The sequence below is a fragment of the Pseudoalteromonas sp. PPB1 genome (assembly GCF_015356275.1).
GTDB lineage: Bacteria > Pseudomonadota > Gammaproteobacteria > Enterobacterales > Alteromonadaceae > Pseudoalteromonas > Pseudoalteromonas rubra_D.
The window spans coordinates 43,369-55,324 of the sequence record NZ_JACEQV010000016.1 but is presented as its reverse complement, the minus strand read 5'-3'; the positions used below and the strand labels follow the sequence as shown (position 1 = coordinate 55,324).

10 protein-coding genes are annotated in these 11,956 nt (G+C 48.1%); 4 read left to right on the top strand and 6 right to left on the bottom strand.

What is annotated here, in order from left to right:
- Positions 1-28: 28 nt before the first annotated feature.
- A complete protein-coding gene (locus IY568_RS16370) occupies positions 29-1,372 on the bottom strand; it encodes a sensor histidine kinase (protein ID WP_194868124.1) in 1,344 nt (447 codons plus the stop codon).
- A complete protein-coding gene (locus IY568_RS16365; RefSeq protein WP_194868123.1) occupies positions 1,369-2,052 on the bottom strand; it encodes a response regulator transcription factor in 684 nt (227 codons plus the stop codon). The genes IY568_RS16370 and IY568_RS16365 overlap by 4 nt, the downstream gene beginning before the upstream one ends.
- Before the next feature lie 205 nt (positions 2,053-2,257).
- Here IY568_RS16365 and IY568_RS16360 point away from each other — a divergent pair, with 205 nt between their 5' ends.
- The 4 genes from IY568_RS16360 to IY568_RS16345 all read left to right on the top strand — a co-directional run bounded on the left by IY568_RS16360 (position 2,258) and on the right by IY568_RS16345 (position 5,211).
- The gene (locus IY568_RS16360; protein WP_138537992.1) at positions 2,258-2,512 is read left to right on the top strand and encodes a RebB family R body protein; all 255 of its coding nucleotides are present in this window, start codon (positions 2,258-2,260) and stop codon (positions 2,510-2,512) included.
- 31 nt (positions 2,513-2,543) lie between these two features.
- Entirely contained in the window at positions 2,544-2,768 is a 225-nt protein-coding gene (locus IY568_RS16355; RefSeq protein ID WP_323744752.1) for an acyl-CoA thioester hydrolase/BAAT C-terminal domain-containing protein, read from the top strand.
- A gap of 224 nt (positions 2,769-2,992) precedes the next feature.
- The gene (locus IY568_RS16350; RefSeq protein ID WP_194868122.1) at positions 2,993-4,843 is read left to right on the top strand and encodes a S41 family peptidase; all 1,851 of its coding nucleotides are present in this window, start codon (positions 2,993-2,995) and stop codon (positions 4,841-4,843) included.
- Positions 4,844-4,977: 134 nt separating this feature from the next.
- A complete protein-coding gene (locus IY568_RS16345) occupies positions 4,978-5,211 on the top strand; it encodes a hypothetical protein (protein WP_194868121.1) in 234 nt (77 codons plus the stop codon).
- A 78-nt stretch (positions 5,212-5,289) separates the two neighbouring features.
- On the opposite strand, the gene IY568_RS16340 is transcribed toward IY568_RS16345, so the two are convergent.
- The 4 genes from IY568_RS16340 to IY568_RS16325 form a co-directional block, all read right to left on the bottom strand.
- Entirely contained in the window at positions 5,290-6,507 is a 1,218-nt protein-coding gene (locus IY568_RS16340) for an Nramp family divalent metal transporter (RefSeq protein ID WP_194868120.1), read from the bottom strand.
- 49 nt (positions 6,508-6,556) lie between these two features.
- Positions 6,557-8,221: a methyl-accepting chemotaxis protein gene (locus IY568_RS16335; protein WP_194868119.1), complete on the bottom strand. Its 1,665-nt coding sequence runs from the start codon at positions 8,219-8,221 to the stop codon at positions 6,557-6,559.
- Between the two features lie 27 nt (positions 8,222-8,248).
- Entirely contained in the window at positions 8,249-9,070 is an 822-nt protein-coding gene (locus IY568_RS16330) for a substrate-binding periplasmic protein (protein WP_194868118.1), read from the bottom strand.
- A 98-nt stretch (positions 9,071-9,168) separates the two neighbouring features.
- A complete protein-coding gene (locus IY568_RS16325; RefSeq protein WP_194868117.1) occupies positions 9,169-11,754 on the bottom strand; it encodes a TonB-dependent receptor domain-containing protein in 2,586 nt (861 codons plus the stop codon).
- Positions 11,755-11,956: the final 202 nt, after the last annotated feature.

Sequence of the window (11,956 nt, the reverse complement as noted above, 5' to 3'; positions counted from 1 at the left end):
ACTTTTCAGGCAATCACTTTTACAACTGTTACATTTGGCAAATAGGAATCATTATCGTAACCAAAAGACCACCGGTGCTGGGGTTATGTGCCGAGATACTGGCCCCCACACTCGCCAGATGGCGCTTTGCCAGCGCCAGACCCAGACCAAAACTGTCATTTTCTGCAAGACGGGCATTATCAACACGAAAAAATGGTTCAAACACTTTCTCAAGAAACACCTCCGGGATCCCTGGCCCCTGATCCTGAATTTGAATGCAATACAGCTCAGATTGCTGTGTCAGTGTGATCTGCACATGCTTGCCCACCGGCGTGTAACGCAGCGCATTGCGAATAACGTTTTCTACGGCAGGACACAAAGCACGGTGGCAGCTGTTTTGAACAATAGCGTTAGCGGGAGGGTCGAAAATAATACGCCTGTCGGGAAACTCGAACCTGGCATCCTCCACCAGCACATCGAGCAAGTCCACTAAGTCGACATTTTCTCTTTTTAGCACTGGTTTTTCATTTTCCAACCAGGCCAGTGTCAATGAATCTTCAACGAGCTTTCTGATCTGAGCAGACTCGCGCGCGATCCGTGCAAGATGTATCTGAGCATCATCCACATCAAAGCTCTCGACCGCAATGTCGAGACGCGTGAGCGGGGTGCGTAACTCATGAGACAGATCGGCAATGAGCTGACGCTGGCTGGCGATCAACTCGCCAATTTTGGCCGCCATCTGGTCAAAGGTGGCAGCCAGATGAGCAAACTCATCGTTACGTTTTCCTAAATATCTGCCCAGCCTGACCTTAAAGTTACCCCGGCTAAACGCCGATGTGGCACTGTCCAGCTTGCGCAGCGGAGTAATAATGTGCTGATAAAGTAATACCGACAGCACAGCTAACACCCCCATCGGGATCAGGACCTGAAGCAAAAACTTGGTGGTTGCCCAGTAAGTACCAGGGCGCATCCTGCTGGGTAGTTTTATCAGCAAGCTGGCATTGCTGTGCTCAAAGGGTAATTCCATCACCGGATTTGCGGAAAAATAGAGATGAATCTTCCACTCTATACTGCGCCCAAAATGATAAGTGCCGACAATGTCTTTATCTATCGGTTCGCCGGCAAGATGGATCGCCCTGAAACTGGCGACCGATGCCCAGGTCGATTCTTCCGTCATCAGTTGCGCTAACCAGGCATTCAGTGCCTGGATATTATTAGCCATATAGAGTTGTTCAGACTTGGTGCGCCACTGCGTCAGCTCTGCACGATCCGCTTTTGCAATCATGCTCATGCTTTCTTCTGTTTTTAATGTCAGTGCATGTAACAGGTAGAAAAATGCCACTAGGCCCGTTGCCACAATTATGCACAACTTCCAGAGAAATGTGCGCTTCATTTAAAACAGTACCCTTGACCATGCACCGTTTGCAGCCGCTCACCATACCAGTTGGCATCATTGAGCTTTCTGCGTACCCGGCTTAAATGCATATCTAGGCTGCGATCATATGCGCCAAGCTTTTTGTTCAATACCGACAAATAAAGGTCAGCCTTAGGGACTATAGTATTTTGCTGTGACATGAGTACCCACAGCAGTTTGAACTGGATCGGCGTAAAATCCAGCGGTTCACCATGCAGTGTTATAGACTGCGTTTGCAGTGCGAGCCTGAGACCATCCACAGTAATTTCAGATTGAGTGATGGGTGCAGTATTACCATGACTACGCTTCAACAGGCGCTCAATTCTCAGTAATAACTCTGTCGCGTTAAACGGCTTTGCTACGTAGTCATCCGCACCATGACTGAGGCCCACAATCCTTTCTTCTTCTGCGCCTTTGGCGGAGACCATGATCACTGGCTGCTGGCTCGATTCGCGTAGTTTTTGCAGCAAAGTAACCCCATCAAGTTTAGGTAACATTTTATCCAACAAGATCAAATGGTGCTGCTGAGTCCTTGCCACTTCAAGTCCCCGCTCCCCGTCAAAGCATTGATCTATGTGATAGCCCGCTTTACGCAATAAATCAGCCAGATAAACGCTTAACGTATTGTCGTCTTCGATTAAGAGTATTTTTTGTACCACACACGGCCCCGATAATAAAAATGATAATCAGTTGCAGATAGGCATAATAAGGACTGACACTGTAAATGTAAATTGTACACACATGAGGAATAGTGATGTTTGCGCAACTAGCTGATAAACATAGCTGTAATAGGGTGTAATCGTACAGAAGTTCAGACTGAACCATAATAATGAAGCACTTATAACCCCGACAAGGAGTAAGCTCATGGCATTTCCTACCGCAGTAAACAGTCAGATCACAGATTCCGTCTCTCAGGTTAATACCAATGTACTAGGAGATAGTCCGGCCGTCGCGACCGGCAACTTTATGCTAGCGACAAGCCAGGCATTAGCCAATGCTGCACATCAGGCTACGCTTTCACAAAGATTCTCCAAAACGCCTGTTGCACGGGGGGTGGACATGTTGTATGGCATAGATACAGCTACGACAGCAGTAGGCACTAGCAGGATATTCAGATAATATAACTGTGTGGTTCAGCATCAGGATCCCGGTGGAAACAACCAACGGGCCAATCCTCCTGGTCTCAGCTGAACAAGATGAGATTTGGCCGTCTCACGCGATGGCAAACAAAATCACCGAGTCGCTCGAACAGGCTCAATTCTCTCATCCATATCAACACATAGTACTACCCGGTGGCCACTACAGTTTTAACCGTGAGACCAAAATCCAGGTCAATCAGTTTCTAACCAAAACGCTGGTTAACCAGTGTCAGTAGCCGGGCTTTACAATTGGCCTTCGCACAGGTCCATATATCATAACTAATTGGCTTTTCAGGCCAGTCCGCTGAAGGAGGTTGTCAGTCATTAGCGCAACCTTTCCTGTCCAAAACTCCCTTGCCATTTAAACAAGCACATAGATTCCCCCCTGCCTGTGGGGTTTACAGCTGAACAAATTAACGCTAGTTTCGTACCTAATAATGATAAAAAAGGGAAATGTGTGATGCGAAATCAGTTGCTTTTTATATGCATAAGTTTGTGTTTGACGGCCTGTGGCGGCAGTGGGGGTAACAAAGGTAATGAGAACACCCAATCTCCGGGTTCAAGCCCAGTGTCTCCGCCGGATAATAACCGCTTGCCAGACTCTCCCCAGGCGCGTCCCGATGTCACATTTAATGAAGCACTGATTGATGACGTAGAACACTTTGTCACGCTGGTCCATTCAGTACAGTACTTTTATCCCTCTGAAGAAGTAAGCGCATCAGACTGGCCACTCTTTATTGCCGAAAGTATTGTCGAGTTAAGCCAGACAGAAGAAGCGGCGCGCTCAGACAAGGGCATAGAGTTACTAAGACAAATCGCGCCCTATGTCACAACACAACAAGACCACTTGCCCACACTAGAGCAACAAACCCAAGTCATGGCCTGGCAACAAAATGCGCCTTTTTCTCAGCGTTTATATGAAAGAGATCTGCGCTCAGGTAACTACGGTTCCCTCAGTAATGAGTCGTACTTACCCAGCAACAGATATGCGACATTGGATTATGGCCAGCAAAGAGTTCATGTCCCTTTGTACCTGCCTACACAAACTCAGTTAACGGGCGATACGTTTTCTCAGGTCGGCCGCTGGCAACTAACAGAAAACTTTGAACAGCCGGAAATATGCATGGCGACCGTCTCTGGCATGTGGGCCATGATCCAGCACTTTTGGCCTTATTTTCACCAGATTGAGCTCAACTGGGCGCAAAGCCTTAAGCCGCTCTTGAATGCCTGTACTGAATCGGACCTTACGCAACGAAACACCCGCATTTATACCGAATTTACCAAGCTCAATGACAACCACCTCAATATTGCCTTACCAAACCCCGAGTTGTCCCCGTTTGGCTATTACATGCCCTTTTTCATCGCAATGGTTGAAGGGAAAGCCATTGTCACGCGCACGGAGCAAAACAATCCGTCGGATATCGAGATAGGCGATGAGATAACCTCCATTGACGGTGAACCCGTGCTGACTTATCTGCAAAACCGCGCAGCTCAATCATTTTCCAACCAGCTACAAGGGGTTAACCGGGTTGCACGCATGCACTTTTACAAAATCTCAGCGACACCCGTTCGCTACGAGATTAAAAAGTCAGACGAGCGCGTGATCCGACAAACGGTTACCCCGCTAAAGAGAGAGAGCGCTCTCAAATTTAGCGGCCTCAGATATGTGCCCCACAGCCCAGACGTGCTGGAACCTTTAGGCGACAACATTTATCGTATTAACGTATATAATGTTGAGCAACAAGCGCTTAACTCACTCAAGTCGCAGTTGGCAGATGCCAAAGCCGTTGTACTGGATATGCGCTACTACCCAACCAGTTGGCAAGGCTGGCAGGGTGTACTCAGCTGGTTTATTGAAAGGGATGCCGTTAACAACACGCTTGCCCACTACTGGCAAGGCGCCCCCAATCAAACTGACGTGCAGATACAAACTCTGCCACAGACGATCCGCGTAGCACAGGACGCACTGAATATTCCGGCAATTGCGCTGGCCTCAAGGGAAAGCCAAAGCCAGAATGAACATGCACTTGTGTTTGCCCGCGCTGGCGGAATAAAAGTCCTGGGTGAAGCCACATCAGGGATCAACGGAGAAATCTTTAAAGCGGATTTCTTTAACTTCTCAAGTGACTTGTCTCGGGATAATATTTTTGTCTTCACCAATATGCTTGCAAACCGACTCAATGGTGACCCCTTGATCAACGCAGGCGTCGAAATTGATATATGGGTGCCCCGGACGATAGAAAGTGTCATAACACATCAAGATAACCAACTGGACGCTGCTGTGGAGTACTTAAAAACGCAGCTTGAATAAAGCTGCGACCGCAATAGTCTGTACGCTAAGCACTTTGACTGGGCCTGACCCAAAAAGTCAAGGGTTACACTTTATCTACAAAAAAATGTGTACTAACCTGAGCTGGAAAAGCAGAAAATAAAAGGACTTACATTATGTTAGACATGCTGAGAAATGGAGATCTTCCGTTGGCCCCCACAGTGCTCGCGCTACAGTTTATCCTGTGTCTGGGAGTAAACTTACTGATTGCTAATAAATATCAATACAGCAAAGCCGTTGCAATGCTCGTTGCTTTGATCCCTTTTATCAATATCTATGCAACCTGCGTGTATATTGGTCTGGCGATATTTCATTCAAGAAAAGTCAAAGGCACGGGTAACCCGGGTTAATACCATCACCATATTAAGTAAGCTGAAGCGACTAAAACGCTTCAGCTTTTTATTTCCCCGCCTGCTGCTTTTGCCATGTCAAATCCACCCCAGAGATTTTGCTATCAAACGAATACCCAGCATGGCGGTAAAGAGCAGCACAGAAAAGCCCAGAATATTCGAAACCGTAGTATTTGCGTATTTCCCTAGCATTCGTTTGTTGTTCATAACATACAGCAAAAAACCGGCGATAATTGGCAATAACAGGCCGTTGGCAAACTGAGCCAACAGAATGATCTCTATGGGTTTAATATTGGCCATAGATAAAACGGCACCAATCACTATCACAGTAACGCTGATCAAGCGAAAGGCCCGCGTGTCTACTTCGGTGTTCAATTGCAGCAACTCGGTGACCACGTAACTGGTTGCCAGTGGTGCCGTGATAACACTGCTCAATCCCGCAGCAAACAAGCCAATGCCCAACAGGTATTTAGACAAACTGCCAAACAAGGGCTCAAATACTTTGGCCATATCAACGGCATTATTAACACTCAACCCGAGGGTAAAGATACTCGCTGCTGCCGTAGAAGTCACCAGAATGGCGATAAGCCCACCCAGACCAATGGAAATGGCAGTATCTGCACGCGCTTGTGGGATATTCTCGGGATTTGTCCAATGCGCCTTAGCTGCCGACGCATGTAAAAACAGGTTGTAAGGCACCACAGTTGTGCCTATCAGCGCTATCACTGTCAGCAAAGACCCCTCCGGTAATTGAGGGGTTGCCATGCCCTTTAGCAGCGCCGTTAAATCTGGGTCAACCAGGAAAAAAGTGACCACAAAAGCCAGTGCCATAATTGCCACCAGCGTGATCAAGATACGCTCTATTTGTTTGTAAGTACCGAGAATTAAAATCACGGCACCAACCGCCGTCAATGCAATAATAGAGCCACGAAAGACCCACTTGCCCGGCGTCGTGATTGCCTCAATACCCAGCGCAGCACCCACTAAATTGCCCGCCTCATACGCAGCATTTCCGACACAAATGGCCACAATGATTAAGATAAACAATGGCCACTTCCAAATCGAGTCGGCCAGCGATTGATGGATCACGGCCCCCAGCCCCTGCTGTGTTACTATCCCGGCGCGGGCTGACATCTCCTGCAAAATGATGGTTGCCAGAGTTGCAAAAACCAACGCCCATAACAAAGCATAACCAAACTGAGCACCGGCTAACGTACACGCGGTAATAGTGCCAGGACCTATAAAGGCGGCGGTCACAATCACGCCAGGCCCCAGGTTTTTAAGTTTCTTTAGCATGATTTCACTTTCCTAACAGGTACATTGACATCCGCTGAGCTCCCTCATTTCAGATCTTAAAGCGATTAACGATAGCAGCCAGCTCGCCTGCCTTTTCACTCAGGTTAGTACTGACAGCTAAATTCTCAGTACCAATCGACACCGACTCTTTACTGTGCTGTGAAATAGAGTCAGTGCGCTCTGATACTTCCTTGTCAACGATGTTTTGCTCCTTGGTTGCATCAGCGATATGCTCATTGACACTGAGGATTTCATTGATAAATTGCACTATCTGTTTGAGCGACTCAGATGCTGAAGCTGCTTTATCAACGGTGGTCGCACTGTAACTTTTACTCGACTCCATTGCGCGTACCGCGTCTTTTGAGCCGTCAGTGAGTGTGTTGATCACACCCAGGATCTGAGATGCGCTTTTTTGCGTCCGGGTAGCCAGCTCTCTGACTTCGTCGGCCACCACAGCAAACCCTCGACCCTGTTCCCCTGCGCGTGCTGCCTCTATGGCTGCATTCAGCGCTAACAGGTTGGTTTGTTCAGCTATTTCCTGGATGATGGATAATGACCCGGAGATCCCCTGGACATCCCCTTCCAACTTTGAGATCACGCTACTGGCCTCATCCAGTTTTTCGGCCAGTGTATTCACCGAGTTCATGGCTTCATCGACAGAATGCCGGGTATCATTGGCGCTGCTGTCGGCATTTTTAGCCGAGTTCGCGGCCTCATTGGCATTGCGGGAGATTTCCTCCGCAGACGCCGTCAACTGAGTCATTGCCGTGGCTATCAGCTCGGTTTCCGTTTGCTGGCGCAGTAATATTGAGTTGATGTTGCCCGACGCTGTGGAGATTTGACGGGTTTCATCCACTACTTCATTGGTAAGCTTAGCCACCTTCTTGATGAGTTCATGGAGCTGCCCCAGAAAGATATTAAAATCCCGACTCAGACTATCAAATTCAGGCACGGTAAAATCCGGGATCCGCACGGTTAAATCGGCATCTCTGGCGGCATAAATGTGAATGGTGTCTTCAAATTTAGACAAAGGTACAGTGATGCTTTTACTGATCATCAACCCTAATCCGGCAACCCCGACAGACACCACTAAAGTAAACACCAGTATATTCGCGATGCTCTCATAGAGCCGTACTTCGTTTTCGTCTCGCATTGACTTAACCAGCGCATCTACATCGTCCGTGTAAAAGCCGGTGCCCACAATCAGGTCCCATTTAGCGATATAAATGCTGTAGGCCAGCTTAGGTAGTGGCTCGGTCTGACCCAGCTTTGGAAAATAGTAAACCGAATAACCATCTCCCGTTTGCGCCGATGTAATGATATCCCGTACCAGGTAATTACCTCGTTTATCCTGCAAGTCAATGAAGTTTTTACCAATACCCTGATCGCTATCGCCCTGCATTACACGCGTCCCGTCGGGCTTAAAGCCAAATAGATAACCGGTCCCGCTGAACTTAATATTCTTAAGCAGTGCAATGGCTTCTGACTCAGCGTGATCTCCCTGCATGAGTGGCGTCAGGACTGTTTTTGCAATTTCCAGATAGGCTTTTAGCTCAACGCGTTTCATTCGCATCATCTCTTTTCGGCTCAGGTCGACCTGTACTTCATTGAGCTTTTTGGCTTCCAGATACGTGATTAAGGTCACAACCGATGAAATGATGATCACGGGGATCAGTGACAACAAGATCAATCTGGATTTTATTTTGAGTTTCATGTGACTGAGCCTCTTTGTTGCGCTGGTTTAAGAGCGCTCTTCAACCGCTTTACCTGTTTGTGGTGACGTATCGTATATGGACTGTTCCTTGTTGTAGTGCTTCAGGTACTCTTGCAATATTTTGTCGTATGTACCGTCCTTTTTTATTTCTCGCAATGTCTGTTCTACTTCCAGCCTGGTTTTGTCCAGTGTGCGGGTTTTAGAAAACGCAATATAGCTGGGTATCTCATATCGGTAGCTCGGCACCTCTGCAACCAAGTCTTCAATCCCCAACTGTTTAATGATTTCGAGCGCCCCCAATCTGTTTATCACGACCACTTCAACGCGGTCCGCAAGGAGCAACTCAAAACTCTTTTTGCCTGTATCCGTTGTAACCACGTTCTCAAACACCCCCCTTTTTAGCGCAGTGTCGATTTCGGAGCCGTAGCTCACTTTGTGCATCACCGCTATTCGATAAGGTGCCAATGAGTTAAGCCGGCCATCGAAGTGAATGTTGTTTTTTCTCAACGTAAACAAGGCAATTGATTGTTCTATCAGGAGTTCGTCCGCATAATCCAAAAAGGTCAGTCTCTGTGGGGTTTTGTAAATGGTGAAAATGCCATCATAGCGCCCAATCTCGACTTCTCTAATCGCTCTGCCCCAGGGCAGGATCTCAATTGTGTAGGGCTGCTCCATGCGCCTGAAAACCTCGCGCACTAATTCCACGGCTATGCCACTGGGGCCATTTTTTCCCTGGAATTCATAAGGTGGATATTCCAGCGTGACCAGCTTGATCACCCGCTCTTCTGGCACACTGGCACCCAGCAAACAAAGCATTATCAGAACATGAAACAGCCTGCGTATAATCATAGAGGCACGACTCTTTGCCAGGCTATATGCCACATAGCCTGGCAAACAAATCTGACATTCAGTACGCGTTGCAGCACCCGCACACAGTTAGTCATAGATCAAAAGCTCAGCTGGATTTTTATATAGGCCCGGCGCCCCCGTGGATCGCCCGTTCTGGGGTCATAACTGCCGGCAATGGCCACATAAGGCGGATCTTCGTCGGTTGCATTAACTATGCCTGCAATGAGCCGAGTTTCTGAGTCCTCTCTGACCACTTCACCAAGATTCACACTATATTGCAGATCAATGGTGTTGAAAGAGCTGATAGATTCACCACTTACGTCATTTTCATAGCTGGCAACATGACGAAGATAGATATTTGCACTGTGCTCTCCGTCCGACCAGTTCATACCTATGCTGCCACGTAACCGCGGCGCCGGATTGCCGACCGTATTACGGTTGAGTTTACCCAGTCCATCACTGGTATTGCCGGATGCGTCCATTAAATCGTAGCTCAGCAGATAAGAGGCCTTCAGTTGTGGCCTGAAATCACCCAGATCTGTGCGATAAATGGTCGTTGCGCTGATATCCAGCCCGGAGGTATCAATCGCTTCTGCATTAATAAACTTGGTATTCACAATTGAAATGGTGCCCGCTGACGTACGGATCACCCGAGTCGGATCATTAGGATCCGCATTCACCACGGCCTGATGGCTCTCACGAGTAAGCACATCTTCAAAAGAAAAGTCCCAGTAATCTAAATCAACAGAAAGCTCGTCCAAAGAGAAAGATAAACCCAGATTAACGGCTTGTGAGGTTTCCGGCACCAGATCCGGGTCACCCACAGTTCGGTTACCACCAAAGGTTGTGGAGCCATCCTCCGGATCTGTGATGTTGGCAAAGTTGGTTTGTACCCCTTGTAACTGGTGAACAGAAGGGGCTCTGAAAGATGTACTGTAGGTACCACGGAACGAAAACAGGTCATTAGCAAGCCAGAGGAAAGACACTTTTGGATTGGTCGTATCGCCGCCAAACTCACCATAGTCCTCATACCGTACCGCCGCACCAATTTCCAAATCCAGGGTCAGGGGCACCAGTACCTCAGCAAACAAGGCTTTCACATCACGCTCACCGTAAAAATTCTGATTACCAATCAAAAAGGCAAAGCTATCTTGCTGGGTAAAGGAATCATAGACATTATTGATAGACTCATCCCGGTATTGAAGGCCGAGCGCATAGCCAACATCTCCCCCACCCACTTCAAACAGGGACTCTCCCGTTATCACGGCTTCGTAAACGCGCATTTCAGACTCTGCATCGCCCAGGTAGTCACCGATGATGAAGTCTCTCAGCAGCTCATTATCAGGGTCTTGAGGGTCAAAGGGGTTGAAGTAATAACACTCCCCTTGTCCAGCCTCAGCAGCGGTGGTGCCACTGCATTTTATTCCACCGAAACCATGCAAAGCAGCTTGAAAATTATCGGTAATGACATCTCTGGGGTTCAATATGGCGTCATTCGCTGCTGCAACAAATGAGAACTGCCAATATATCCCTTCGGTTAACTCGCCATCACCGCCAAACGCAAACCGAGACGTCGTGTGATCGTAGTAGTTAATTTCGGTTGATTTGCCTACGCCATAGGGGCGGCCGCGAAAAAAGATATCTTCGCCATAGGGGTTATCCGGGTGACTGGCAAGCACACTAGGCGCATTCAATACCGGAAAGCTCGGTGAAACCTCGCGGGTAATTTTGTTTCTGGCATAACCAAATTCAGCCCACAAACGTGTCGTATCGCTCCAGTCCCAGGTAGCCCGGGCATAAGCCTGTAGTCGGTCTTCATTTGGAACCGCCGTGATTTGCGGGCCGAAATCAAACAGACAGAATGAGTTGCCATTACTCCCTTCGGAGAATATTCCCCCATTGGCCACACAATTTGGATCCGCAACCGTTAAGCCATTGGGGTTATTTTCATCAGCCATCGACGGAATAACAAAGCTGCCCGGGTTACCAAAGCTACTGGTTGCCGGCTGTAGCCAGTCGACCTCATCAAGCAACAAGCTTGAGCGCTCCAGAAAACTGACCGCAAATAACATATGCCCGGTATCACCGACATATCCGCCATGGGCAAAATCAATTTTGGTGTCATCCTGATCGCCATCGCTCCAGCGGGTTCGGTACTCGTATTGTAGCTCAGTGCCTTCCAGGTCATCCCGGGTAATAAAGTTGACTACCCCCGCGACCGCATCCGATCCATAAATGGCAGAAGCCCCATCTTTTAATATTTCGACCCGTTTAATCGCCAGCGTCGGGACCAAGGAGGCGGTATCAACAAAACTGGCGCCCTGATCGGTCACTACCGCTGACGTAACTTGCCGGATCCCATTGAGTAGTACCAAAGTTGATGAGACCCCCAAACCCCGAAGGTTGACGTTTGAGGTCCCCACCGTGAAGTTCTGCGACAAGTTGTCTGAATTGTTTTGAGACCCGGCATTAAAGGGTAAAACTTCAATCAGGTCTCTGATGTTGTTCGCGCCGATATCGGTCAGGTCACTCAGTTCCGTGCTCGATATCGGAGAAGCGCTGTCAGATTGTATAGAGCGCTTGATCCGCGTTCCTGTTACTGCAATCGTTTCAATGGCACTTTGATCTTTAACAGGTGTGTTGGTCTGCGTTTCAGCGACAGCCAACACTGGACAGAGTAGCATAGGCAGAGTCCGCAATAGCACGGATTGGACTCTGAGCGAGGAGTTGCACATGATTTCACCTTATTGTCTCTGACGGTAAACTTCTCAGTGCTATGTGTCCCTGGAGTACAACTCCAACAGCATTTAATATTGCTGTTTTAATAATAGTCGCAGATTTCAAAGCCATGGCAAAACTGGCGACTTTTTTTGCCTGTTATAGCCA

What these genes read in the sequence shown, in the direction of transcription:
- IY568_RS16360 (WP_138537992.1), top strand. Translation starts at nt 2,258, where the DNA reads ATGGCATTTCCTACCGCAGTAAACAGTCAGATCACAGATTCCGTCTCT.
- IY568_RS16340 (WP_194868120.1), bottom strand. Translation starts at nt 6,507, where the DNA reads ATGCTAAAGAAACTTAAAAACCTGGGGCCTGGCGTGATTGTGACCGCC.
- IY568_RS16330 (WP_194868118.1), bottom strand. Translation starts at nt 9,070, where the DNA reads ATGATTATACGCAGGCTGTTTCATGTTCTGATAATGCTTTGTTTGCTG.
- IY568_RS16325 (WP_194868117.1), bottom strand. Translation starts at nt 11,754, where the DNA reads ATGCTACTCTGTCCAGTGTTGGCTGTCGCTGAAACGCAGACCAACACA.
- IY568_RS16335 (WP_194868119.1), bottom strand. Translation starts at nt 8,221, where the DNA reads ATGAAACTCAAAATAAAATCCAGATTGATCTTGTTGTCACTGATCCCC.
- IY568_RS16350 (WP_194868122.1), top strand. Translation starts at nt 2,993, where the DNA reads ATGCGAAATCAGTTGCTTTTTATATGCATAAGTTTGTGTTTGACGGCC.
- IY568_RS16345 (WP_194868121.1), top strand. Translation starts at nt 4,978, where the DNA reads ATGTTAGACATGCTGAGAAATGGAGATCTTCCGTTGGCCCCCACAGTG.
- IY568_RS16370 (WP_194868124.1), bottom strand. Translation starts at nt 1,372, where the DNA reads ATGAAGCGCACATTTCTCTGGAAGTTGTGCATAATTGTGGCAACGGGC.